The organism is Streptomyces melanogenes, from assembly GCF_014649795.1.
Lineage (GTDB): Bacteria > Actinomycetota > Actinomycetes > Streptomycetales > Streptomycetaceae > Streptomyces > Streptomyces noboritoensis.
In genome coordinates this window covers 1-23,535 of record NZ_BMTS01000001.1, presented here as the reverse complement: position 1 = coordinate 23,535, position 23,535 = coordinate 1, and the positions used below count along the sequence as shown (strand labels likewise).

General features: G+C 72.6%; 20 protein-coding genes and 1 tRNA gene. 9 read left to right on the top strand and 12 right to left on the bottom strand.

What is annotated here, in order from left to right; translation table 11 throughout:
* The first annotated feature begins 18 nt into the window (after window positions 1-18).
* From IE252_RS00110 to IE252_RS00080, 7 genes are all read left to right on the top strand, one after another.
* Window positions 19-876 (top strand): NAD(P)H-binding protein, encoded by an 858-nt coding sequence (locus tag IE252_RS00110; protein ID WP_190087134.1) that lies wholly within the window; start codon window positions 19-21, stop codon window positions 874-876.
* 4 nt (window positions 877-880) lie between these two features.
* Entirely contained in the window at window positions 881-1,768 is an 888-nt protein-coding gene (locus IE252_RS00105) for an inositol monophosphatase family protein (RefSeq protein WP_190087133.1), read from the top strand.
* Between the two features lie 217 nt (window positions 1,769-1,985).
* Window positions 1,986-3,083 carry a phenazine biosynthesis protein gene (locus tag IE252_RS00100; protein WP_190087132.1) on the top strand — a complete coding sequence of 366 codons (1,098 nt, stop codon included), beginning with the start codon at window positions 1,986-1,988 and terminating at the stop codon, window positions 3,081-3,083.
* Entirely contained in the window at window positions 3,083-4,459 is a 1,377-nt protein-coding gene (locus IE252_RS00095; protein ID WP_190087131.1) for an aldehyde dehydrogenase family protein, read from the top strand. Before IE252_RS00100 ends, IE252_RS00095 begins: the two co-directional genes overlap by 1 nt.
* Window positions 4,460-4,519: 60 nt before the next feature.
* On the top strand, window positions 4,520-5,245 hold the full coding sequence (locus IE252_RS00090; protein WP_190087130.1) for an SDR family NAD(P)-dependent oxidoreductase: 726 nt from the start codon (window positions 4,520-4,522) through the stop codon (window positions 5,243-5,245).
* Between the two features lie 102 nt (window positions 5,246-5,347).
* The gene (locus tag IE252_RS00085) at window positions 5,348-5,710 is read left to right on the top strand and encodes an ArsR/SmtB family transcription factor (RefSeq protein WP_190087129.1); all 363 of its coding nucleotides are present in this window, start codon (window positions 5,348-5,350) and stop codon (window positions 5,708-5,710) included.
* Between the two features lie 111 nt (window positions 5,711-5,821).
* On the top strand, window positions 5,822-7,090 hold the full coding sequence (locus IE252_RS00080) for an MFS transporter (RefSeq protein WP_190087128.1): 1,269 nt from the start codon (window positions 5,822-5,824) through the stop codon (window positions 7,088-7,090).
* On the opposite strand, the gene IE252_RS42960 is transcribed toward IE252_RS00080, so the two are convergent.
* The 5 genes from IE252_RS42960 to IE252_RS00055 form a co-directional block, all read right to left on the bottom strand.
* On the bottom strand, window positions 7,062-7,301 hold the full coding sequence (locus IE252_RS42960) for an acyl carrier protein (RefSeq protein WP_229847945.1): 240 nt from the start codon (window positions 7,299-7,301) through the stop codon (window positions 7,062-7,064). The genes IE252_RS00080 and IE252_RS42960 overlap by 29 nt on opposite strands.
* A 3,035-nt stretch (window positions 7,302-10,336) precedes the next feature.
* The gene (locus IE252_RS00070) at window positions 10,337-11,380 is read right to left on the bottom strand and encodes a trypsin-like peptidase domain-containing protein (RefSeq protein ID WP_190087127.1); all 1,044 of its coding nucleotides are present in this window, start codon (window positions 11,378-11,380) and stop codon (window positions 10,337-10,339) included.
* Window positions 11,381-11,548: 168 nt separating this feature from the next.
* Entirely contained in the window at window positions 11,549-13,771 is a 2,223-nt protein-coding gene (locus IE252_RS00065; protein WP_190087126.1) for an NADP-dependent isocitrate dehydrogenase, read from the bottom strand.
* 167 nt (window positions 13,772-13,938) lie between these two features.
* Window positions 13,939-14,015 (bottom strand) — tRNA-Pro (locus IE252_RS00060).
* Between the two features lie 108 nt (window positions 14,016-14,123).
* On the bottom strand, window positions 14,124-15,308 hold the full coding sequence (locus IE252_RS00055) for a Gfo/Idh/MocA family protein (protein WP_190087125.1): 1,185 nt from the start codon (window positions 15,306-15,308) through the stop codon (window positions 14,124-14,126).
* Window positions 15,309-15,916: 608 nt separating this feature from the next.
* On the opposite strand from IE252_RS00055, the gene IE252_RS00050 reads away from it, so the two are divergent.
* Window positions 15,917-17,122, top strand: a complete 1,206-nt coding sequence (locus IE252_RS00050; protein ID WP_190087124.1) for an acyl-CoA dehydrogenase family protein — start codon at window positions 15,917-15,919, stop codon at window positions 17,120-17,122.
* A gap of 23 nt (window positions 17,123-17,145) precedes the next feature.
* Here IE252_RS00050 and IE252_RS00045 read toward each other — a convergent pair whose 3' ends face one another.
* The 7 genes from IE252_RS00045 to IE252_RS00015 all read right to left on the bottom strand — a co-directional run bounded on the left by IE252_RS00045 (window position 17,146) and on the right by IE252_RS00015 (window position 22,917).
* Window positions 17,146-17,715 (bottom strand): GAF domain-containing protein, encoded by a 570-nt coding sequence (locus IE252_RS00045; protein WP_190087123.1) that lies wholly within the window; start codon window positions 17,713-17,715, stop codon window positions 17,146-17,148.
* Window positions 17,712-18,326, bottom strand: coding sequence for a GTP-binding protein (locus IE252_RS00040; protein ID WP_190087122.1), 615 nt, complete (start codon window positions 18,324-18,326; stop codon window positions 17,712-17,714). Before IE252_RS00040 ends, IE252_RS00045 begins: the two co-directional genes overlap by 4 nt.
* A complete protein-coding gene (locus tag IE252_RS00035) occupies window positions 18,304-18,675 on the bottom strand; it encodes a DUF742 domain-containing protein (protein ID WP_067166125.1) in 372 nt (123 codons plus the stop codon). The genes IE252_RS00040 and IE252_RS00035 overlap by 23 nt, the downstream gene beginning before the upstream one ends.
* A 2-nt stretch (window positions 18,676-18,677) precedes the next feature.
* Window positions 18,678-19,112, bottom strand: a complete 435-nt coding sequence (locus IE252_RS00030; RefSeq protein WP_101391062.1) for a roadblock/LC7 domain-containing protein — start codon at window positions 19,110-19,112, stop codon at window positions 18,678-18,680.
* 7 nt (window positions 19,113-19,119) lie between these two features.
* Window positions 19,120-20,988 carry an ATP-binding protein gene (locus tag IE252_RS00025; RefSeq protein WP_190087121.1) on the bottom strand — a complete coding sequence of 623 codons (1,869 nt, stop codon included), beginning with the start codon at window positions 20,986-20,988 and terminating at the stop codon, window positions 19,120-19,122.
* A gap of 197 nt (window positions 20,989-21,185) precedes the next feature.
* Window positions 21,186-22,379 (bottom strand): MBL fold metallo-hydrolase, encoded by a 1,194-nt coding sequence (locus IE252_RS00020; RefSeq protein ID WP_190087120.1) that lies wholly within the window; start codon window positions 22,377-22,379, stop codon window positions 21,186-21,188.
* 97 nt (window positions 22,380-22,476) lie between these two features.
* Window positions 22,477-22,917: a PPOX class F420-dependent oxidoreductase gene (locus IE252_RS00015; protein ID WP_190087780.1), complete on the bottom strand. Its 441-nt coding sequence runs from the start codon at window positions 22,915-22,917 to the stop codon at window positions 22,477-22,479.
* Between the two features lie 147 nt (window positions 22,918-23,064).
* On the opposite strand from IE252_RS00015, the gene IE252_RS00010 reads away from it, so the two are divergent.
* Window positions 23,065-23,244: a hypothetical protein gene (locus IE252_RS00010; protein ID WP_190087119.1), complete on the top strand. Its 180-nt coding sequence runs from the start codon at window positions 23,065-23,067 to the stop codon at window positions 23,242-23,244.
* The last annotated feature ends 291 nt before the right edge of the window (window positions 23,245-23,535 follow it).

Below are 23,535 nucleotides of genomic sequence, written 5' to 3'. Positions count from 1 at the left end.
GGAAGGGGCCCTGCGGCCGTGACAGTGTTCGTGATCGGCGCGGCCGGCGGGCTCGGGCAGCTGGTGGTCCGCGCGCTGCGGGAACGTGACGTGGAAGTGGCCGTCCTGGCCCGGGACCCCGAGCGGGTCCCGGCCGGGGCGGGGGTGCGGGTGGTGGCCGGGGACCTGTCGGACCCGGCCTCGGTCAGGGCGGCCGCCGAGGGCTGCGCCAGCCTGTTCCTCTCGGCCTCCTGCGACGTCGAGTGCCAGAGCGCCGCCGTGGACGTCGCCGCCGACGTCGGCGCCCTGCTGGTGAAGATGTCGCCGTGGCAGGCGGCGGTACGGGAGGACAGCCCGGCGCCCGGGGCCCGGCACCACTGGATCACCGAGCGGTATCTGGCCAAGCGGGACCTGCCGTACACCATCCTGTCCCCCAACTACCCGATGCAGGAGCTGATCCGGCACTACGCGCCCGAGGTGCGGCGGCGCGGGGTGCTGGTCGACCCGGCGGGCGGGCGGGGCGTGAGCGTGGTCGACGAGCACGACGTGGCCGAGGTGGCCGCGCGGGTGCTCACCGAGCCGGGCCACGAGGGCCGCACCTACGCCCTCACCGGCCCGGCCGCGCCCACCTTCGCCGAGCTGGCGGAGCTGCTGGCCGGGCTGATGTCCGTACCGGTCTCGGCGAGCGAGCTGGCCGGGCCGGAGCTCGCGGCGTGGCTGGCCCGCGAGCACCGGCCGTGGGAGGCCGAACTCGACGCGCTCTTCGGGCAGTTCCGCGAGGGCGCGGGCGAGCCGGTGACCGAGGACGTGCGCCGGGTCACCGGGCGCGGGCCGCGCCCGGTGGCGGACTTCCTCAAGACGCACCTCCACCACTTCCTGCCGGACTCGGGAGGCTGAGCCGATGCCCGCGACCCCGCGCACCGCCGAACGGACCGTCGTGGCCGACGACTTCCTCGCCGCCGGCTTCGCGGCCCGCGCCACGGTGGCGGCCGGACGGCTGCTCCTCGATCTGCGCATGCAGCACGAGGAGGGCCTGGGACCCGGCGGCGCCAAGCTGGCGCAGCTGGGCCACACCTGGTCCGGGCTGCTCCTGCGCAACCGGATCCGCGCCCGCTATCCGCGCGACGGCGTGCTCACCGGCCCGGCCTCGCGGCCGCCGGACGCCCTGCGCAGACGGCGGGTGTGGCTGGTCGAACCGCTGGACTCGGCCGAGGAGTACCACGCCGACGGCAATCCGCACTGGTCGGTGCGGCTCGCGCTGTGGGAGCGCGAGCGGGGGGTGGTCGCCGCGGCCGTCGCGGTCCCCGCGCTGTGCGAAGTGGTGTGCACGGCGGACCGGGACGCGGGGTGGCGGCATCCGTCGCCGGTGCCCCGGCCGCGTCCCCGGGTGGTGGTCGACACGCGCGACCCGGCCCCCTTCGCCCGTACGGTGGTGCGCCAGACCGGGGCCGAGCTGGTCCCGATGGGCTCGCCCGGCGCCAAGACCCTGGCGGTGGTCCAGGGCGACGCCGACGCCTACATCCACACCACGGGCGCCTGGGACTGGGGCGACGAGGCGCTGTTCCGGGTCGCGGACGCGGCGGGGTTGCAGGTGACCAGACTGGCCGCCGCACAGGAGGAGCGGCCCGGTCCACACCAAGTGGCCCCCGGCCGCTCCGCGCCCCTCGCCCTCATCTGCCGTCCGAGGCTCACCAGGACGTTCCTGGCCGCCTTCGCCGGGCACGGCATCCGGCCGGCCGCGGCGCTCCCCGACCCCAGGGCCCGTCCGGCGTCACCCTCCGCGGAGTGAGGCCGGGGGGCCGGGCCCGGCCCCCCGGCCGAACAGGGCGTCTCACCCGCACGACCAGCTCCCCACTGGCGCGCGGGGAGTCTTGACGCCCCTTCCCGCGCTCAACATACTGCCAACAATCAGCACCTCTGACAATCAGTCAACTGTTCTACGCCCGCCGCGCGTTGCGACGCCCGGTCACCGAAACGCCACCCAGAACGGACAGGACCGAACCGAGATGGCCGACGACTTCAGTTCCGTGTTCGAGCCCCCACTTGACCAGTTGCCCGACATCGACGACCTCGTCCGCGCGACCATGGAGTGGCACTTCTCGCCGCTGACCGGCAGCCCGTACTGGGTCGAACGCGCCAAGGGCTTCTCCTTCGACCCGCGCACCGACGTCCAGTGCCTCGCGGACCTGCGCCTGTTCGCCGACGTGCCGGTCGACTGGTCGCAGATACCCGCCCACCAGCTCGTGCCGCGCGGCAGCGCGCCCGGGGTGCGGTACGGGATCTACGAGTCGGGCGGGGCCACCGGCGCGCCCAAGCGGATAGTGGACGCGACCTCCCGGCGCCGCAACGTCCAGTGGCAGAGCCTGCTCCTCGACGAGCAGGGCTTCCCCTCCGGCGAGGGCAACTGGCTCCACATCGGCCCGACGGGCCCGCACGTCATGGCCAAGAACATCACCGCCCTCTCCGAACTGCGCGGCATGCTCTGCTACTTCGTCGACCTCGACCCGCGCTGGGTGCGGCGCTGCGTCGGCGAGGGGCGCCAGAGCGAGTTCCGGCGGTACGTGGACCACATCCTCGACCAGGTCAAGGACGTCCTGCGCACCCAGGACATCCGGGGCATCTCCACCACCCCGCGCATCCTGGAGTCCATCGGCGCCCGCGAGGACGTGTTCACCCTGCTGCGCGAGAGCGTGCGCGGCATCATCTGGGGCGGCACCAGCATGGACGGCGAGACCCTGCGCCTGATCGACGAGGAGCTGTTCCCGCAGGCCAAGCTGGCCGGTGCGTACGGCAACACGATGATGGGCGTGGCGCCCCAGCGCACCCCCGTGCCCGGCGACAAGGCTCCGTGCGTGTTCCGCCCGTTCTACCCGTACACCGTGGTCGAACTGGTCGACCCCGCACAGACCGACCGGATCACCTCCGACGACGAGGAGGGCCGGGTCGTCATCACCGTGCTCACCCGGGACTACTTCACCCCGCCGACCCTGGAGCGGGACGTGGCCACCCGCCGCGCCTCGGCCGACGCCTTCCCCGGCATCGAGCTCTCCGGGGTCCGCCCCTACGAGTCGGCGTCCACTTCCGTGGTCGAGGGGGTCTACTGATGGCCGAGGCCAAGGACCTCCACGAGATCCCGCTGATCCGGGCGGGCCTGCCCAGGCACTCGGTCGAGCGCGCCGAACTCGCGGGCGTGGACGGCACGTTGCTGGCGCTCGTCCACCTCGCCCCGCCGCTCCTGGCGCGGCTGACCGTCGCGGACGCGCGGGCCGGGGCCGAGCGGACGCCGGAGCCGGAGCGCATCGCGGCGGCGGGCGAGCTGTTCGAGACGGCCACGCTCAACGGGCTGTCCCCGCAGGCCTACTGCGAGCTCCAGTCCCGGGTCGCCGGGGTACCCGTCGCGGTGGCCCGGCACTCGCTGCGGGACGTCGCGGAGACGTTCGCGGGCGTGGGGGCGCGGTTCCTGGCCGAGCGCCCGACCGGGGCCTCGGCCGCGCCGGTGCCCGGGGAGATCTCCACGGTGTGGACGCGGCGCGGCGACGTGCTCGCGGTGATCGCGCCCAGCAACAACCCCGGCACGCACACCCAGTGGCTCACCGCGCTGGCCTGCGGGTACCGGCTGGTGGTGCGGCCGGGGACACGGGACCCGTTCACCCCGGCCCGGATGATCGCCGCGCTGCTCGACGCGGGCGTCGCCCCGCACTACCTCTCGCTGCTGCCCGGCAGCCACGCCACCGGGGACGCCCTTGTCGAGGCCGCCGATCTGAGCCTGGTCTTCGGCGGGGACGCGGCGGCCCGGCGCTACGGCGAGGACCGCCGGGTCATCCTGCGCGGCCCGGGCCGCTCCAAGCTGCTGCACACCGGGGAGATCACCGAGCAGACCGTCGACGTGATCTGCCGGTCGGTCGGCTACGACGCGGGGATGCGCTGCACCAACGCGACCGCCGTGTTCACCGACGCCGACCCGGCGGCCCTGGCGGCGGCCGTGGCCGAGCGCCTGGCGCGGCTGACCCCGGCGCCGCCCCAGTCGCCCGACGCGCAGGTGCCGGTGCTGCCGCTCGCGGAGGCGCGGGCGCTGCGGGAGCACCTGGAGGGACGGCTCGAAGGGGCCGTCGACGTGGCCGCGAAGCTCTATCCCGAGGGGCCGGTGGCGGACCTCGGGGACGGGTCGGGCGCGCTGCGCCCCGCCGTACTGCTGTGTGACCGCCCGGACCACCCCGGCGCGCGGATCGAGCTCTCGTTCCCGTGCGTGTGGATCCTGCCGTGGCGGCGCGAGCAGGGCTTCGGCCCGCTGCGGGACACGCTCGCGCTCACCATCCTCGGCGGCGACGAGCCGCTGGCGCGCGAGGCGCTGCGGGAGCGGTCGATCCGCAAGGTCCTGCTGGGCCCCATCCCCACGTACCAGGCGGGCCGGACCAGTCCGCACGACGGCTATCTGAGCCACGACCTGATGGAGGCCCGGGCCTTCGGAACGTCGGTCTGAGCGCGGCCCGCGCCGCGCCCCCGCCCTACCTCGCTGCAACGACCCCTGGAGTGTGTGGAGATGACTCGAACCGTCCTGGTGACCGGTGGCGGCACCGGCATCGGCAAGGCGATAGCGGCGGCGTTCCTCGCCGACGGCGACCACGTCGTCATCAGCGGCCGCCGCGAGGACGTGCTGCTGCGGGCCGCCGAGGAGCTCGGCGGCCAGGTGACGGCGCTGCCCTGCGACGTCACCGACCCCGAGCAGCTGGAGGCCTTCGGCGAGCGGCTGCCGGACGCCCTGCACGTGCTCGTCAACAACGCGGGCGGCAACCGGGAGTTCGACGCCCCGCCCCCCGGCGATCTGCGCGGCCTGGCCGAGCGCTGGCGGGCCAACCTGGACGCCAATCTGCTCGGCGCGGTGCTGACCACGGCCGCCGTCGACAAGCAGCTCGTCTCCGGCGGGGCCGTGGTGAACATCAGCTCCTTCGCGGCCGACCGGGGCGCCGGCTCGTACGGCGCGGCCAAGGCGGCCATGAACAGCTGGAACATCTTCCTCGCCCGCCAGCTCGGACCGCGCGGGGTGACCTGCAACGTGGTCGCGCCGGGCTACGTCGAGAAGACGGAGTTCTTCCGCGACCGCCGCTCGGAGCAGTTCCACGAGGCCCGGGTGGCGGAGACCATGGTGGGCCGGGCCGGACAGCCGCAGGACATGGCGGAGGTCGTACGGTTCCTGGCGTCGCCCGCCGCCCGGCACATCACCGGGCAGGTCGTCCGCGTCGACGGCGGCGTGATACCGACCCGTTGAACGGCGAACCGGTGCGGGCGGGCCATCCGCCTGAGCGGTCTCGGGGCGTGCGCCACTTCCCCGAGACCGCTCAGGCCCGTACCGGCCCTCTACGATGGGGACATGAGCGCGAGCAAGCACCTGTCAGATGCGCACTCCCCGCACCCGCGCACCACTGGCGAGGACGAGCGCCTGGACGTCGCGGTCGCCGTGCTGGCGCTGCTCGCGGACCGCACCCGGCTCGCCCTGCTCAAGGAGCTCGGCGCGGGCGACGCCGATGTCACCACCCTCACCGAGGCCTGCGGGGCCGCCCGCCCGTCGGTCAGCCAGCACCTGGCCAAGCTGCGTCTGGCCGGTCTGGTGGCGACCCGCAAGGACGGCCGCCGGGTGGTCTACTCGCTGCGCCACGGCCATCTGCGGCGGCTGGTCGACGAGGCCCTGAACGTGGCCGACCACCAGCTCGGCTCCCTCCCGCCGCACGACTGACGACAGCCACCGCCCGTCCCGGGGCCTTGATCCGGCCAACATGTGCATAGGTACGCACACATTGGTTACGATGAGAGTCCCAGCACCTTCTCGCGCCCCGGGACGGGTCCCATGCTGTCCGTACTGCGCAACCGCACCTACCGCCACCTGTTCACCGCCCAGGTCGTGGCGCTTCTCGGCACCGGACTCGCCACCGTGGCGCTCAGCCTGCTCGCGTACGACATGGCGGGCGGCCACGCCTCGGCGATCCTCGGCACCGCGCTCGCGATCAAGATGGTGGCGTACGTGGGAGTGGCCCCGCTGGTGGGAGCCTGCGCCGACCGGATCCCGCGCCGGACCCTGCTGGTGGCGACGGACCTGACCCGCGCGGGCGTCGCCCTGACGCTCCCGTTCGTCTCACAGGTCTGGCAGATCTACACGCTGATCTTCCTGCTCCAGTCCGCCTCGGCCGCGTTCACCCCGGTCTTCCAGGCGACCGTGCCCGAAGTCCTGCCCGCCGAGCGCGACTACACCCACGCCCTGTCCATGTCCCGCCTCGCCTACGACCTGGAGAGCCTGCTGAGCCCCGCGCTCGCCGCGCTGCTGCTCACCGTCGTCTCCTACCACTGGCTCTTCGCGGGCACGACGCTCGGCTTCCTGGGCTCCGCCGCCCTCGTGGTGTCGGCCGTGCTGCCCCGGCCGACCCCGGCCGCACGGTCCACGAGCGCGTACGCGAAGGCCGCGTCCGGGGCCCGGCTGTTCTGGGCTGACCCCCGGCTGCGGGCGCTGCTCGCCCTCGACCTCGCGGTCGCAGCGGCGGGCGCGATGGTGTTCGTCAACACGGTCGTCGTGGTCAGGGGCCATTTCCACGAGCCCGCCGGGGCGGTCTCGCTCGCCCTCGGCGCGTACGGGATCGGCTCGATCGCGGCCGCACTGTGGCTCCCCCGCCTCCTGGCCCGCACGGGCGACCGCGCGGTGATGCTCCCGGCGGCCTACGCCCTGCCCGGCGTCCTGGTCGCGGTGGCCGCCACCACGCTTGCCCCGGCCGGGAGTTGGAGCTGGGCCGGGATCCTGTTGATCTGGGCGGCGATCGGCGCGGCGAGCTCGGCGGTGCTGACCCCGGCCGGGCGCCTGATCCGCCACTGCACGGCCACACCCGACCTCCCGGCCGCGTTCGCCGCCCAGTTCTCCCTCTCCCACGGCTGCTGGCTGCTGACGTACCCGCTGGCGGGGTGGCTGGCGGCAGGGGCGGGGGTGCCGGTGACGGCGGGGGTGCTCGGGGTGATCGCGCTGGGGGCGGCGGGGGCGGCGACGGTGGTGTGGCCCCAGGACGCCGCGCCGGAGCAGGCCGCCGTGGAGTCGGGGCGCGCGGTCATCGGCGCCTCCGCGAAGGCGCGTTGACGATGTAGTCCACGGCCTCCCGCACGGTTCGTACGTCCATGATGTCCTGGTCGGGGATATTGAGGTCGAAGCGCTCCTCGGCCGCGACCACCACTTCCACCAACGACAGCGAGTCGAGATCCAGGTCCTCGTTGAAGCGCGCCCCCATCCGGACGTCCTCGACCGCGATCCCGGCGATCTCGTTGATGATCTCCGCGAGCCCGTCCAGGATGTCCCGGCGCCGGTCGGAGCCGCTCTCGTCGGTCTGCTCGGCCCGCTCCCCCGCCCGTGAGGCCGTGTCGATCAGGCGCTGGTCGGGGTGGTTGAGGAAGGACTGGAGGAGGAACCAGAAGGCGTCGGGGTCCATCCAGTGCAGCTCATCCAGTGCATCGTCGACCACCCGGCTGTCCCGCGTCTCGTGCCAGACGACCAGCGGGGCGAGGACCTGCGCGGGGGCGCTGGGGTTGCCACGCAGCACCTGGCAGAGCGCCTCGATCAGGTCGGCGAGGGAGGTCTGCGCCAGGTACCCCTGGTGCTGGTAGGCCTCGAACTCCTCGGCCAGCCGCGCCACCGGCACGCGCTCCAGGCGCGCCACGAGATGGTCGAGCCCCCTCACCCGCGCCCGTCTTGTCTGCTCGCTCTCCCAGAGCCAGAGCACCAGCTGCTCCGGGTGGGCCATCGCCAGGGCCTCGCGCTCCGCCATGGGGCGCTCGGCCAGACCGGCCGTGCGCAGGCAGAACTGGACCCATTCGTGCCGACCTTCCGCCGGGCCGCGCCGCAGGCTCGGCGAGCCGAGGACCAGTCGGCCGAACTGCCACAGATCGCTCATCGTGGAGGGGAACAGCCAGCGCTGGTACCCGTCCTCCAGGCGCTTGTGACGCGGCCCGGGAACGCCCTCCGCCTTCATCCTCTCCCAGAGCACCTCCATCAAGGACTCCCGCTGGTAACTCCGCATGTCCGGCAGTCCAGCCGCCTCGGGCGCCTCAGTGATGCGCGCGTACAACTCCCGCAGGAACACCCGGTCCTGCTCCAGCTCGGCCTCCCGCCGCAGGCGCAGTGCCCGGACCCGCTCGCGGCAGCGCTCGGCCGCCCGCCCCGGCGCCGCCGCGAACACGTCCTCGCACGCGGCCAGCCACGGCAGCTCCGTGTAGGCGATCCCCGATGTCGCCTCCACCACGGCGAGGACCGCGTCCGGCAGGCTCCCGTGGGCGGCGTGCTCGGCGGCCAGCCGTGCGACGAGCCCGGCCGGCAGCCCCGGGCCGTCCTCCGGAGTGCCCACCAGCAGCCGAGCCGCGAGCTCCACCGCGTCCTGGTCCGGGCGGGCGAGCAGCAGCCGGACCTCCTCCGCCGCCACCTCGGCGGGCAGCCGCAGCAGGGCGCGCCGCGCCGACGCCTGCACCGTCGCGTTCCGGTCCCACAGCAGCCGGTTGAGGGAGTCCAGCACCCGCGAACCGCCCGTCGGCGCCAGCCGGTCCAGCTGGTCGGCGACGATTCGGCGGACGAAGTGGTGTTCCTGTACGACGAGTTCCTGCACGAAGTCCCAGAACCGTGCACGGTGCGGATCCAGCTGGAAGACCAGCTGGGTGCCGATGCCCCGCCACTTCCAGTCGCGCTCCAGCATCGCCCGGATCACCGCGAAGTGCGCCTCGTCCGCCGCCCTGCGGTCCTCCAGGCGCAGCACCAGGAACTCAAGGGCGCCGCGCAGCGACGCGAAGCCGGCCTCCTGCTCGATCAGGGCGAGCGCGTCCTCGGCGATCGCGGCCGGGCTCTTCGCCTCCCAGCCCCCGTCGAGATAGAGGCTCAGCGCCAGCACGTACTCCGCGAAGCGGTCGTAGATGAAGACGACGTTGCGCACCCCGATCTCGTCGTCGATGCTCTCCTCAAGGATGATCTCCTCGTCGATGACCCGGCTGTAGAGCGAGTCGCTGCTGTCGAGCTCGGCGGCCGTGGCGCGCAGGGTGGCGGCGACGGCGCTGCGCGGCACCGAGGTGGAGCGGCTCTGCCGCATCAACCGGGCGACCTCCAGGACGAGTTCGGCCACCGCGCCCTTGCCCTTGAGCGAGGTGGCGTACGCGACCTGCTCGACCTTGCGCTCCCAGAACAGCTTGAAGAGGCGGAAGAGCCGGAAGTCCTCGACCACGCCGATGTCGCGGTCGCGGTACGCCTCGCACAGGATGCGCAGCACCAGCGCGTGCCGGCAGCGCTCGGCGGCCTCGCCGCGCAGCCGGCCCCGGATGCCGAAGGCGCCGAAGTAGGCGGCGGCGATCTCCGGGAAGGAGGCGAGCGGGAAGAGCGGCACGTCCTCGACCCGGGTCGCCGGGGTGACCCTCGGGCCGCTCTGCACGGGCTCGCGCTGCCAGACGTAACTGGCCCAGAACGGGGCCCGGTAGAACTGCCAGAAGTCGGTGCGGCAGGTGACCACCACCTTCACCCCCGCGCTCTCGGCCTGCCGCAGCAGTTCGTGCAGCGCCGCCTTCATCGCGTCCGGCTTGGCCGGGGACTCGTTGATCGCGTCCAGGAGCAGCAGCGGCGGGCGTCCGGGGGCGGCGGTGCGGGCGAGGTCGGCGAAGCAGCCGGGCCAGTCGGCGCCGTAGCCGAGGCGGGTCGCGATCAGGCTGAGCAGCCCGTGCGGCTCGGAGACCGGGACGCGGGCCGACATCAGCAGCACCGGTGAGTCGTCGAGGCGGCGCTCGGCGAGGGAGCAGAGCAGATTGGTCTTGCCCCGGCCGGGCTTGGAGACGACCAACAGACAGGTGCTGTCGTTGGCCAGGAACTCCTCGACCCGGCCCTCCAGTTCGTGGTGGCGGAAGTAGAGCTCGCGCAGGTACTTGGAGCCGATCTCGGAGATCTCCCGCAGGGTGGCGCTGCGGGCCTTCCCGCGCAGCTCCGCGAAGGGCGTGCCGGTGGCGGTGAGCGCGTCGAGACCGGCCGCGTCCAGCTCGGCGACCTCGTCGGCGAGCCGGGCCATCGCCTCCTGGCGGTCCACGCCGACGACCGCCACCGCGGCGAGCGCGCGCACGAAGTCCGCGAGGGCGCGCGGGCCGTCCAGGGCGATCCGGGCGACGACCGAGGTGAAGAAGGTGACGGTGGTGGTGCCGGGGGCGACGTGCAGGAGCGCCTCCCCGTATCCGGCGCTCTCCAGGAGGAACGTGCGCTGCCCGGGGTCGTTCATGCCGGGCAGCGTGGCGAGGGCCTGGATGAGTCTGCCGCGCGGCCCGGCGCGGTCGGGATCTGGCATGGCGGTCTCCCCCCAGATGGGCCGGGTGCTCAGCCGAGGCGGGAGCGGACGTCGGGCGGGAGCTCGCGCAGGATCCGGCTCAGCAGGATCCCCTCGTTGCGGTAGTAGTAGCTCCCGGTGGCGGGCTCCTGGAGGTTGCCGCCGGCGTGGTGGACGGCGCAGACCCGCCAGTCGTCGGTGAGTACGGGGGCGCCGGAGGAGCCGGGCAGCGTGGCCGTCACGTACTGGACGACGTCGGCGTCCACGTACTCCACGAAGTTGCTCTGGAACGCGATCTGCTTGGGCCGCCCGGCGGGGTGCTGCACGATGTTGACGCGGTCGCCGGGCAGGGGCGGCGCCCCGGATATCTCCAGGTGGCCCCACTGTCTGCCGGGGCTCTGAGCGAGCTCGACCAGCGCGAAGTCGCAGCGCGCGTCGGTGAGGTGGAGCCGCCCGGTGGCGCGGGCCTCGTGCACCGGGCGCGGCCGCCCCGCCGAGTCGTCCTCGTAGTTGAAGACGAAGCGGGCACTGTCGAGCAGATCGGAGTGCGGCAGTACGTGCTCGTTGGTGAGCAGCAGGTCCTCCGCGACCAGGAAGCCGGTGCCGGTCCAGTGGCCGGTGCGGTGCTCGACCACGATGTGGCAGACCGGGCGGGCGGCGGCCAGGGCCTGCTCCAGGAAGTGCACCGGCCGCAGCGTGTTGGCGGTGATGATCTTCTCTTCGACCAGGCCGGGGCTGGTGGCGCCCTTCCAGGCGGTGACCGCGGGGGCCGGGGAGACCGGGACCATCATGCGGTGGCGCAGCAGCAGGGCGGCGAGGAAGTCCTGCTGTTCCTTGCCGGTGAGGGTGGCGACCACGTTGAGCAGCAGGCCGAGGGCCTCGTGGTCGTAGGAGACCCTGCCGTACGCGGAGAGGTGCGTGACGAGGCGGCTGACCGCGACGAGGGTGGGGCCTTCGACGTCGATGTGCGGGACGAGGTCGCCCAGACCGGCCAGGTGCAGGATCTCGGCGCGCCCGGACGGGGAGCCGAGGACCGGCACGGCGGCCAGCAGGGTGACGAGCCGCTGACGCTCTTCCACGGTCAACTCGACCATCGCTCCCCCTTGAGCCACGCCGGAGTTTCCCCATGGTGCCAGCGCGGCGGCGCCCGCGCGGGCGGTCCGCGAAGGTCGGGCGGGGAAATCCGGGGACCGACCCCGGGAACGGGGACCGCCCCGGCCGGGCGTGATGCCGGCCGGGGCGGTACGGGTGCCGCTGTCGGATCAGGCCAGGGTCGCGATGGCCTGGTTGAAGGTCGCCGACGGGCGCATGACCGCCGCCGCCTTCGCCGGGTCGGGCTGGTAGTAGCCGCCGATGTCGGCCGGGGAGCCCTGGACGGCGATCAGCTCGCCGACGATGGTCTCCTCCTGCTCGGCCAGCGTCTTGGCCAGCGGCGCGAAGGCCTCCGCGAGCTGGGCGTCGTCGGTCTGCTTGGCCAGCTCCTGGGCCCAGTACAGGGCCAGGTAGAAGTGGCTGCCACGGTTGTCGATGCCGCCGAGCTTGCGGCTCGGGGACTTGTCCTCGTTGAGGAAGGCACCGGTGGCGCGGTCGAGCGTGTCGGCCAGGACCTGGGCGCGCGCGTTGCCCTTGGTCGTGGCGAGGTGCTCGAAGCTGACCGCGAGGGCCAGGAACTCGCCCAGGCTGTCCCAGCGCAGGTAGTTCTCCTTGACCAGCTGCTGGACGTGCTTGGGGGCGGAGCCGCCGGCGCCCGTCTCGAAGAGGCCGCCGCCGTTCATCAGCGGGACCACCGAGAGCATCTTGGCGCTGGTGCCCAGCTCCAGGATCGGGAACAGGTCGGTCAGGTAGTCACGGAGCACGTTGCCGGTGACGGAGATCGTGTTCTCGCCGCGGCGGATGCGCTCCAGGGAGAACGCGGTCGCCTCGACCGGGGACATGATCTTGATCTCGAGACCGTCGGTGTCGTGGTCCGCGAGGTACGTCTTGACCTTCTCGATCAGGACGGCGTCGTGGGCGCGCTCGGCGTCCAGCCAGAAGACGGCCGGGTCGCCGGTGGCGCGGGCGCGGGTGACGGCGAGCTTGACCCAGTCCTGGATCGGCAGGTCCTTGGTCTGGCACATCCGGAAGATGTCACCGGCGGCGACCGGCTGCTCCAGGACGACGTTGCCCTCGGCGTCGACGACGCGGACGGTGCCCGCGGCGGCGATCTCGAAGGTCTTGTCGTGGCTGCCGTACTCCTCGGCCTTCTGCGCCATCAGACCGACGTTGGGGACCGAGCCCATGGTCGCGGGGTCGAAGGCACCGTTGACACGGCAGTCGTCGATGACGACCTGGTACACACCGGAGTAGCTGCTGTCCGGCAGGACGGCGAGGGTGTCGGCCTCCTGGCCGTCCGGGCCCCACATGTGGCCCGAGGTGCGGATCATGGCCGGCATCGAGGCGTCGACGATGACGTCGGACGGCACGTGCAGGTTGGTGATGCCCTTGTCGGAGTCGACCATCGCCAGGGCCGGGCCCTCGGCGAGCTCGGCCTCGAAGGACGCCTTGATCTCGGCGCCGAGGTGCGGCACGGAGTCCAGGCCCTTGAGGATGGTGCCCAGGCCGTCATTGGGGGACAGACCGGCGGCGACCAGCGCCTGTCCGTACTTCTCGAAGGTCCGCGGGAAGAACGCGCGGACCACGTGGCCGAAGACGATCGGGTCGGAGACCTTCATCATCGTGGCCTTGAGGTGCACCGAGAACAGCACGCCCTCGGCCTTGGCGCGGTCGATCTGCTCGGTGAGGAACGCGCGGAGCGCGGCGACGCGCATCACGGAGGCGTCGACGACCTCGCCCGCGAGGACCGGTACGGACTCGCGCAGCACGGTGGTGGTGCCGTCCTCGGCCGCCAGCTCGATGCGGAGCGAGCCGGCGCCGGAGACGACCGCGGACTTCTCCGTGGAGCGGAAGTCGTCGGCGCCCATGGTCGCCACGTTCGTCTTCGACTCGGGGGTCCAGGCGCCCATGCGGTGCGGGTGGGCCTTGGCGTAGTTCTTCACCGAGCCGGGGGCGCGGCGGTCGGAGTTGCCCTCGCGCAGCACCGGGTTCACGGCGCTGCCCTTGACCTTGTCGTAGCGGGCGCGGACGTCGCGCTCCTCGTCGGTCTGCGGGTCGTCCGGGTAGGCCGGCAGCGCGTAGCCCTGCGCCTGCAGCTCGGCGACGGCGGCCTTGAGCTGCGGGATCGAGGCCGAGATGTTCGGCAGCTTGATGATGTTGGCGTCGGGCGTCTTCGCCAGCTCGCCGAGCTCGGCGAGGGCGTCGTCGATGCGCTGCCCCTCCTGGAGGTACTCCGGGAAGTGGGCGATGATCCGCCCGGCCAGCGAGATGTCCCGCGTCTCCACAGTGACCCCGGCCGTCGAGGCATACGCCTGGACCACAGGCAGGAACGAGTACGTCGCCAGCGCGGGCGCCTCGTCAGTGTGGGTGTAGATGATGGTCGAGTCAGTCACCGGGTGCTCCACTCCACGTATGCAACATTGCTCGACATCAAGATATCTCGTGACGGACCCGGGCCGGACAGGGGCCCGGCCCGGCGGAAGCGGCGAAATTCCCGGCCCGAACGCACGGAAAGCCGCCTTCTCCGATGGAGAAGACGGCTTCCGACCTGCGAAAACGCTGGTCGGGACGACAGGATTTGAACCTGCGACCCCTTGACCCCCAGTCAAGTGCGCTACCAAGCTGCGCCACGTCCCGATGCCCGTCTGACCTGGGGTTTCCCCGGGCCGAACGTGCACGAGAACAATACCGCACTTCGACCGGTGGTCACGAACCCCTTTCGGCCGCCCGGTCCGGCGGGCCGCCTCAGCGGACCTGACCGGCCGCGAAATAGGCCGCGAGCTCCGGATCCAGCGGCTCGACCCGCCGGGGCGTACCGCCGTCGCGCAGCGACATGGTCGCCTGGTAGCCCGCCGCCACCGCCATCCGGGCGGCCACCGGCGAGGTGTCGGTCCGGCCGCCCTCGCGCACGAAGCGCAGGAACTCGTCCATCAGGAGCGGGTCCGCCCCGCCGTGCCCCGAACCGTCCGGGGCGGCCGGCACCTCGTGGACCTCGTCGGGCTCGTCCCGGAAGTGGGAGCGCCGGGCGTTCCACACCTTGACCCGGCTGCCCGGCCCGTCGCCGAAGTTCTCCAGCCGGCCCGCGTCGCCGATCACGGTGTAGTTGCGCCAGTAGTCGGGGGTGAAGGTGCACTGCTGGTAGGCGGCGAGCACACCGTTGTCGAGGCGCATGTTCAGCAGCGAGACGTCCTCGATGTCGATCACCGGGTTCAGGGCGCGCTGGGTGTGCGGCGGCCAGTGGCCGTCCTTGGTGTACCAGTCGTCCGCCTTGGGCTCGCCCGGTGCGCGCCGGTGCGGGTTGTCCCCGTAGACCATGAGATCGCCCATCGCCTGGACGTCGCGCGCGTAGCCGCCGGCCAGCCAGTGCAGTACGTCGATGTCGTGGGCGGCCTTCTGGAGCAGCAGGCCGGTGGTGTTGGCGCGCTCGGCGTGCCAGTCCTTGAAGTACCAGTCGCCGCCGTAGCCGACGAAGTGGCGGATCCAGACCGTCTTGACCGTGCCGATCGCCCCGCGCTCGACTAGGTCGCGCATCAGCCGGACCACCGGCATGTGGCGCATGTTGTGGCCGACGTACAGCCGCGAACCGGTCTCGTACGCCGTGCGCAGGATCGTGTCGCAGCGCTCGACCGAGATGTCCAGGGGCTTCTCCACGAAGACGGGCTTGCCCGTGCGCATGGCCGCGCAGGCGATGTCGGCGTGGGTGTGGTCGGGGGTGAGGATCAGCAGCGCGTCGATGTCGGGGTCCTCGACGACCTTGCGGTGGTCGCCGGTCAGGGTGGCGTCGGGGAAGGCCCCGGCGGCCTCCGCGCGGGCCCGGGGGTCGGGGTCGGCGAGCGCGGTCACGGCGGAGCCGCGGCCCGGGCGGTGGGCGACGCGGGCGAGGCTGCCGCGCAGGCCGAAGCCGAGGACACCGATACGGAGGTCGGTCATGGTCAACTTCCTTACGTTCTGGGCCTGGTGACCCGGCGCGCCGGGTGGTCCGGTGCCGATGATGACATCGGCGCCCGGTCCGGTGCCGCACGCCGGACCACGCGCCCGGAACAACCGTTTCGCGCCGCCGCCACCGGGCGGCGCTCCAACGCGCTGGTCCGGAACAGCGCTTGCCGCCCGCAGCGGGAAACGATCAGGTTCGCACAGGCGGAGACCGTACGGTGGGCGGCCCACGCACTTCCGAATGCGTTCGCGCCCGGCACCCAATCGCGTCCCGGGGTGCTCCTCGATGCCATCCCCGTGCGCATCCGGGACCGAAAGCTGTCCCTCAGTGCCGTATGCCCACGAAACCTTTGCCCTTGGCATGTGGCAAGAAGACGGGACCGGGGAATGCCAACCGAGTGGAACCGGGGAGGCCAACCTCACAGAACACACCAGTAGTCAAACGTCAACACGCCGCGTTTCGGCCAAAGTTGACAAGGACGTTGAAGCGCCACTGAATGATCAACAACATGATGGGGTCGGCCTCTTCGGGACGGGGACCACTGCCGATGCACCACCTGCTCGAACACCGTTGCGAGCAGGCGTTTCGCGGAGGAGGGCTCGCCATGGACGGATACTTCAGCAGCCGCCCGCACCACCAACTACGGGAGTGTGTGCGGCAGTTCGCGGAATGCGAGATCCGGCCCCGGATAGCGGCGATGGAGGCGGCACGGTCCGTCCAGTACGACCTGTCCCGGCTGATCGCCCGGCAGGGCTGGATAGCCGCCACCGTCAGCCCGTCGTACGGGGGAATGGGCGTCGGACACCTCGGGAAGACCATCATCATCGAGGAGTTGTCCCGGGTCAGCGCCGCCATGGGCGCCATGGCGCAGGCCTCCCAGCTCGGCGTGGCCAAGATAGTCCACTTCGGCAGCGAGGAGCAGAAGAAGCACTGGCTGCCCGCCATCGCCGCCGGTGACTGCCTTCCGACGATCGCGGTGACCGAACCCGAGTCCGGCGGCCATGTGCTGGGGATGACGGCGAGCGCGGTCCGCGACGGCGACGACTACGTCCTCAACGGCCGCAAGGTGTACGTCGGGAACAGCCACGTCGGCGATGTGCACGGCGTCGTCGTCCGCACCGGCCCCGGCTCCCGGGGGCTGACCGCGTTCCTCGTCGAACCCGACCGGCCCGGGTTCTCGCTCGCCGCCGAGCGCGACACGATGGGCCTGCACGGCTTCAGCTTCGGCGAGCTCCACTTCGACGACTGCCGGGTGCCGGTGGAGAGCCGGCTCGGTGAGGAGGGCGACGGGCTCGCCGTGGCCTACTCCTCCAGCGTGCTCTACGGCCGGGCCAATCTGACGGCCGTCTCGCTCGGCATCCACCGGGCGATCCTGGAGGAGACCACCAAGTTCTGCACCGAGCGGATCCGCTACGGCAAGCCGCTCTACGAACTGCCCAACATCAAGATCAAGCTGGGGCAGCTCCAGTCCCGGCTGATGACGGCCCGGCTCGCCGCGTACCACGCGGTGCATCTGCTCGACCAGGGGCTGCCGTGCGACGCCGAGCTGATGAACGCCAAGGTGGTCAACGTGGAGTCCGCGCTGGACTCGGCGCGCGCCGCCATGGAGATCCACGCGGCGGCCGGGCTCTTCACCGACCGCCCGATCGAGCGGTACCTGCGGGACGCGCACCACATCTTCGCCCCGGCCGGCACCACCGACGTCCAGCTGCTCCGGCTGGCCGAAGTGGCGCTGGGCACGACGAAGGGCCAGTGGTCACAGCGGCTCTCCGACGTCGTCCGCACGGAGGAGTTCGCGGCGGCCCACTGACCGCGGAACCGGGAGGGCGGCGGTCAGAAGCCGCCGTCCTCCCGGCGGTGGATCTGCTCGATCAGCTCGGCCGCCATCGACTTGATCGTCTCCAGACCGGCCCGGCCCCACGGCCGTGGCTCGGTGTCGACGACGCAGATGGTGCCCAGCGCGATACCGGTCCGGTCGATCAGCGGCGCGCCCAGATAGGAGCGGATGCCGATCTCGTCGACCACCGGGTTGCCCGCGAAGCGCGGGTAGTCGCAGACGTCCTCCAGGACCAGGGCCTTGCGGCGCACCACCACGTGCGGGCAGTAGCCGTGGTCGCGGGCCATGAACCGGCTCACCCCGCCCGAGGCGGCCACCGCGTTCAGGTCGGTGCCCGCGTGCGCCCCCTCCGGGGTGTGCAGCCCGGCGAAGAACTGCTGGTTCTCGTCGATGAAGTTGACCATCGAATAGGGCGCCGCGGTGACCTCCGCGAGTTTGTGGGCGAACTCGTCGAAGGCCGGATCGGGCTGCTCCCCCATGCCGAGCTGGCGCAGCCGCTGGACGCGGACGGGCGCCTCCCGGTCGACGGGGGTGAGCAGCAGATGGCCGGTCGGGTCGTACGTCATGTGTGCGCTCCATGGCTGGTGGCGGCCGGGAAGGTGGACAGCAGGTGCTGGACCAGGGTGACCAGGGTGCCGATCCCGGAGCTGCCGATGCGGGCGTCGCACAGCACGACGGGAACCTCCGGTTTGAGGTCTATGGCGGACCGGACCTCCTCCGGGGTGTAGCGGTAGGCCCCGTCGAACTCGTTGACCGCGACGAGGAAGCCGATCCCGCGCCGCTCGAAGAAGTCCACGGCGGAGAAGCAGTCCTCCAGGCGCCGGGTGTCCGCGAGGATCACCGCGCCGAGCGCGCCCTCGGAGAGCTCGTCCCACATGAACCAGAACCGCTCCTGGCCGGGCGTGCCGAACAGGTACAGGACGTGCAGCTCGTCGAGCGTGATGCGGCCGAAGTCCATGGCGACGGTCGTGGTGGTCTTGGACTCCACCCCTTCGAGGCTGTCGTGCGCCACGCTGACCGTGGTGAGCAGCTCCTCGGTGGAGAGCGGTTCGATCTCGCTGACCGCGCCCACGAAGGTCGTCTTGCCGACCCCGAAGCCACCGGCGACGAGGATCTTCAGCGCGGTGGGGAAGAGATCCACGGCGGGGCTGACGTCAGAGCCGTCGTCGTAGGCCATCGAGCACTGCCTCCAGCAGAGAACGGTCGGTGGGGGTGTGGTGGAAGCGGGGCGCGCGGGCCGTCACCGCCCCGCAGTCCACCAGGTCGGACAGCAGCACCTTGGTGACGACGGCGGGCAGCCGCAGATGGGCCGCGATCTCCGCCACCGAGGTCGGCCCCTCGCAGAGCCCGAGCGCCTGGGAGTGCTCGGGCCCGAGGTGCGTCTGGGGCGGCTGCCCGGTCGCCATCACCTGGGAGAGCAGGTCCAGCGTGGCGGTGGGCCGGGTGCGGCCGTTGCTCACGGTGTACGGGCGGATCAGCCGCCCGGCCGCGTCGTCGAGCCATGGGCCGTCCTGCGGGGCCGGCACGCTCAGTGCCTCGTGCCGCTCGGTGTCCCGGCGCCTTGCCGGGCCGGCGTCACGAGGTAGGGCCGTACGCTCTTCACCAGCATCGCCATCTCGTAGCCGAGCACGGCCGCGTCCGCCTCGCGGCCGGCGAGCACGGCGAGACAGGTGCCCGAGCCGGCCGTGGAGACGAACAGCAGCGTGGAGTCGAGCTCGACCACCACCTGGCGGACCTCGCCGCCGTCGCCGAAGCGCGCGCCCGCGCTGCGGCCCAGCGAGTAGAGCCCGGAGGCCAGGGCCGCCATGTGGTCGGCGCTGTCGACGTCCAGACCGTGCACGGACTTCACCAGCCCGTCGGAGGAGAGCAGGACCGCGTTGCGTGTGTAGGGCACCCGCTGGACAAGGCCGCTGAGCAGCCAGTCGAGGTCCGAGACGTGTCCGGTCGGCGCATCGCTCGCCATGGTGCATCTACTCCTTGGAGTGTTCGACGTCGGTTTCTGCCTGGGGGTGGTGTAACGGCTGTGCGGGGTGGGGCGGGTGCGGCTGCGGTACTACGGGGCTGTCGTGCGGGGCCGGCTGCGACTCGGCGAGGCCGATGCCCCGCTGGAACGCCGCCATCAACCCCGGGTCGTGCACGGCGTGTTCGTCCTCCTTGCGCACGGCGGGGGCGTCCCGCAGCTGCGGCACGAGGTGCTCCTGGCTGCGGCGCCGGGGAAGGTCGGGCCGGGCCGCGCCGCGCACCGTACCGTTCGCCACGGGTATCGGGGGCACCGCGACCTCCCCGGTGCCCCGGTGGCCGGGGACGGCGGCGGCCGGGTTGGGCCGCTCCTCGTGGGCGGCGCGCACCGGCAGCGGGGTGGTGCCGTGGGTGGACGCGGTCTCGCCGTGCTGGGGCTGGCGGGGCAGCGGGGTGCCGTGCGCGGGCGTGCGGTGCGCGGGCGGCGGCATCGGCGCGGGGGCGGGCGCGGGCGTCTGGGGCGCGGCGTGGGGCTGCGGGTGGGCCGGGAGCGGGGTCCTGGCGGGCTCCGCGAGGGGCTGGCGCTCGGCCGTCTGGCCCTCCTTGTGGCTCTCGGAGTCGGCGCCCAACAGGCCCTGCGGCAGGACCAGTACGGCCTGGACGCCGCCGTAGATGTTGGTCTGGAGCCGGACCGCGATGCCGTGTCTGCGGGCCAGCGCGGAGACCACGAACAGGCCGATCCGGCCGTCCTGGAGGAGGTGGGCGACATTCACCTGATCGGGGTCGGACAGCAGCGCGTTCATCTTGTTCTGCTCGGTGACGGGCATGCCAAGACCGCGGTCCTCGACCTCGACGGCGAGCCCGGCGGTCACCAGCTGGGCGCGCAGCAGCACCTGGGTGTGCGGGGCGGAGAACAGCGTGGCGTTCTCGACGAGTTCGGCGAGCAGGTGGATGACGTCGGCGACCGCGTGGCCGCGCAGGGTGCCGTCGATCGGGGGCACCAGCTTGACCCGGGGGTACTGCTCGACCTCGGCGATCGAGGAGCGCAGCACCTCGGTCATGGTCACCGGGTGGGACCACTGGCGGCGGGAGATGGCGCCACCGAGGACGGCGAGGTTCTCCGCGTGCCGGCGGATGCGGGTGGCGAGGTGGTCGACGTGGAACAGGCCCTTGAGCAGCTCGGGGTCCTCGACCTCGTTCTCCAGCTCGTCCAGGAGCTGGATCTCGCGGTGGACCAGGGACTGGAGGCGGCGGGCCAAGTTGACGAAGACTTCGACCTTCTGCTCGTTGCCGACGCTGCTGGAGAGCTGTGAAGCCTGCACGACGGCGGCCACGGCGGCCTCGTGGGACCGGGTCAGCTCGTGCGCCAGGAGCTCGAACTCGTCGGCGCTGGGCGGGAGTTGGGCCGCTGCCCGGCGGGCGGGCGGGCCCTCGCCTCGGCGCAGCCCCTCGACCACGGTGCGCAGGTCGGCGGCGGAGCGGGCGCTGCCCCGGCGCAGCCCGTTGGCGCGGCCGAGCACGGTCTTGGCGGCGCGGTCGGCGCCCACCGCGGCGGCCGCCACGGACGCGACGGCGAGCAGCGCCATGCCGCCGAGCGCCGCCCAGAGCAGCTCCGAGGGGTGGGCGTGGGTGGAGTGGAGGGTGAAGACGACGGCGGCCGCGCCGCACACCACGGCGGCCACGGCGGGCAGCACCGCGGTGCGCAGCAGCTGGGGTCGTATGCGGCCCTCGGTGGACGGGCGCGGCCCGCCGGGCGGCCGACTCGCCGGAGCCGGGGCGGGCGCGGGGGCGGCCGGGGGCTGCGGCCGGTGTGCCGTACGTCCGTGCCGCCCGCCCTCGCGGCGTTCGGACCGCGCGGCGGGTGCGCGAAGATGAGACATCTGCGTCCTCGGTACGTGGGGTCCCAGAGATCGTGGTCCCGGGCCCAACTCAACCGATGCGGGCCCGCGTTGATCGTCGGCCACTCACAGTAGTGGTCAACCCCTCACCCTCGGTGCGCAGTTGGAAAAGTTCCCCCTACCGCGTCCCGCTCTGGTATGACGCCTCGTACGGCAGCGCGAAATACCCCCGACGACTCCTAGGAGACGACCGGGGCCGTCTCCTGTTCTCCCGCCTTGGCGGGCTCGCGGGCGTGCACCGGCCAGCCGCCCGGCGGGGTCGGGGCGACCGGGCGCCACCAGGGCGCGGTCGGCACGTTTTCCGAGGTGGGTTCGAAGGGTGCACCCGGGATGGGGAGCGCGATCCCGGCGCCCGTCGCCGCGGCGGCGGCCATGGTGCCCTCGCCCGGCTCGGCCCACGGGTGCGGGGCGAGGTTGAAGGTGCCCCAGTGGATGGGGAGCATCACGCCGTGCGGCCGGCCGCGCTGGAGGTCGAGGTGGGCCCGCATGCCTTCGGCCGGAGTCATATGGATGTCCGGCCAGAATTCGCTGTAGGCGCCGATCTGGATCATCGTGGCGTCGAACGGGCCGTGCTCGGCGCCGATGTCCTTGAAGCCGTCGAAGTAGCCCGTGTCACCGCTGTGGTAGATCCGGTGCTCGGGGCCGGCGACGACCCAGGACGCCCAGAGCGTGTGCTGCTGGTTGCGCAGGCCGCGGCCGCAGAAGTGGCGTGCGGGGGTGGCGGTGAGGCTGAGTCCGTTGACCTTCGTCGACTCGTTCCAGTCGAGCTCGTGGATGCGGTCGGCCGGGACGCCCCAGTGCTCCAGGTGGGCGCCGACGCCGAGTGGGACCGCGAACACCGTCCCCGTACCGACCAGGCCGCGGATGGTGGGCAGGTCCAGGTGGTCGTAGTGGTCGTGCGAGATGACCACCACGTCGACCGGGCCGAGCGAGGCCAGCGGGACGGGCACCGGGTGCAGGCGCTTGGGCCCGGCGAAGGCGAAGGGGGAGCAGCGCTCGCCCCACACCGGGTCGAAGAGCACCCGGCGGCCGTCGATCTCCGCCAGGACGCTGGAGTGGCCCATCCAGGTGAGCCGCAGTCCGGTGGCGGGCGGCTTGGCGAGGTCGGCGAGCGTCGTCGCGTGCACCGGGATGTTGCCCACCGGGGCGCGCAGGGCGCGCTGCTCCTTCTCGAAGTAGATCTTGGCGAACTCCACCATCGAGCCGGAGGGCCGCGTCCGCGCGCCCTCCGGGTTCTGGAACACCCCGTCCGCGAAGTTCGGCGAGCGGCGGATCCGCTCCAGGCGCTCCCCCGCCGGGTCGGCCCCGAACGCGGCGGGGCGCAGTTCGCGCAGCCGGGAGCGGAGTGGGAGCAGAGAACCAGCGCCGGTCACGGCACCTCCTGGGGCTCGGGGGTCGTTCCATTATGTGCGGCGGGTACGACAACGCGGGAACAGCGCCGTTACGCGGCAGCGACCCGCCGGGGACGGCTCAGCCGCGCGGCTGCCCGTAGGCGCGTTCGACCCGCAGGCGGAGCACCACGCGCCGGTCGCGGACCATGGCCCGCCGGTAGTCGTCCCAGTCCGGGTGTTCGCCCTGGACGTCCCGGTAGAGCTGGACCAGTTCCTCGACGGTCGCGTCGTGCGGGTCGGCGGCCACCGGGGAGAGGTCCCCCGTGCCCTCGGCCACGGTCCAGGCCCAGCGGTCGGCGCTGGTGACGTGGTAGCTGGCGCGGGGGTCGCGGCGCAGGTTCTTCGTCTTGGCGCGGTCGTCGGTGAGGGAGACCTTGATCACGCCCTCGTCCGCGTAGTACGCGTGGTTCACGTTGGACAGCTGCGGCCGCCCGTCGCGCTTGAGGGTGGCGAGGACGCCGCCCTTCTCCGCCGCGACCAGCTTGAGCAGCGCTTCCTCGTGTGCGTCGAATGCCGTCATGGCCATGGAACAGCGCGCGCGTACGTCCGATTCCCGCGCCCGCGCGCGCGTGGTGAAGGTCATGTGGCGAAGGGCCGATGACCGTGTGATGGACCTGGCAGTGACTATTCGGGGCCGATTGTCGGACCGTGCGCTTAGGCTGGACGCATGTCCACTTCCGCCCACGTCCCTGGTTCCGTACTGCCGGACGCCGAAGCCGCCAACGCGGCGATCCGCGACCTCGTCGACAGCGCGGACCCGGACGGCGGCTGGCCCTCGGAGGAGTACGAGCGGCTGCTCACGCTGTGGGCGGCGGCCACGACCTCCGACCTCGACGAAGCCGCGTAACCCCGCCGCCCCTGGGCACCGCGGCTCGGGCGATAGGCTCGACCTGCACATTTACCCGCGTCGTCCCCTCGCACAGCTGTCCCGGGCCGACCGACACCGCAGGAGAGCGACCGCCTTGTCCGAGACATCCGAGAACCGCGTACGTGAGCGGGCCACCGCGCCCGGTCCCTCGGACGACCGCTCCGGGCTGCGGGCCGACTGTGCGAACTGCTTCGGCCTGTGCTGTGTCGCGCTGGCGTTCTCGCGGTCCACGGACTTCGCGATCGACAAGGCCGTCGGGGAGCCGTGCCC

Excerpts from the sequence above, each read along its gene's own strand:
- IE252_RS00105 (WP_190087133.1), top strand. The coding sequence starts at position 881 with ATGCCCGCGACCCCGCGCACCGCCGAACGGACCGTCGTGGCCGACGAC.
- IE252_RS00100 (WP_190087132.1), top strand. The coding sequence starts at position 1,986 with ATGGCCGACGACTTCAGTTCCGTGTTCGAGCCCCCACTTGACCAGTTG.
- IE252_RS00095 (WP_190087131.1), top strand. The coding sequence starts at position 3,083 with ATGGCCGAGGCCAAGGACCTCCACGAGATCCCGCTGATCCGGGCGGGC.
- IE252_RS00090 (WP_190087130.1), top strand. The coding sequence starts at position 4,520 with ATGACTCGAACCGTCCTGGTGACCGGTGGCGGCACCGGCATCGGCAAG.
- IE252_RS00085 (WP_190087129.1), top strand. The coding sequence starts at position 5,348 with ATGAGCGCGAGCAAGCACCTGTCAGATGCGCACTCCCCGCACCCGCGC.
- IE252_RS00080 (WP_190087128.1), top strand. The coding sequence starts at position 5,822 with ATGCTGTCCGTACTGCGCAACCGCACCTACCGCCACCTGTTCACCGCC.
- IE252_RS00070 (WP_190087127.1), bottom strand. The coding sequence starts at position 11,380 with ATGGTCGAGTTGACCGTGGAAGAGCGTCAGCGGCTCGTCACCCTGCTG.
- IE252_RS00055 (WP_190087125.1), bottom strand. The coding sequence starts at position 15,308 with ATGACCGACCTCCGTATCGGTGTCCTCGGCTTCGGCCTGCGCGGCAGC.
- IE252_RS00050 (WP_190087124.1), top strand. The coding sequence starts at position 15,917 with ATGGACGGATACTTCAGCAGCCGCCCGCACCACCAACTACGGGAGTGT.
- IE252_RS00045 (WP_190087123.1), bottom strand. The coding sequence starts at position 17,715 with ATGACGTACGACCCGACCGGCCATCTGCTGCTCACCCCCGTCGACCGG.
- IE252_RS00040 (WP_190087122.1), bottom strand. The coding sequence starts at position 18,326 with ATGGCCTACGACGACGGCTCTGACGTCAGCCCCGCCGTGGATCTCTTC.
- IE252_RS00030 (WP_101391062.1), bottom strand. The coding sequence starts at position 19,112 with ATGGCGAGCGATGCGCCGACCGGACACGTCTCGGACCTCGACTGGCTG.
- IE252_RS00025 (WP_190087121.1), bottom strand. The coding sequence starts at position 20,988 with ATGTCTCATCTTCGCGCACCCGCCGCGCGGTCCGAACGCCGCGAGGGC.
- IE252_RS00015 (WP_190087780.1), bottom strand. The coding sequence starts at position 22,917 with ATGACGGCATTCGACGCACACGAGGAAGCGCTGCTCAAGCTGGTCGCG.
- IE252_RS00010 (WP_190087119.1), top strand. The coding sequence starts at position 23,065 with ATGTCCACTTCCGCCCACGTCCCTGGTTCCGTACTGCCGGACGCCGAA.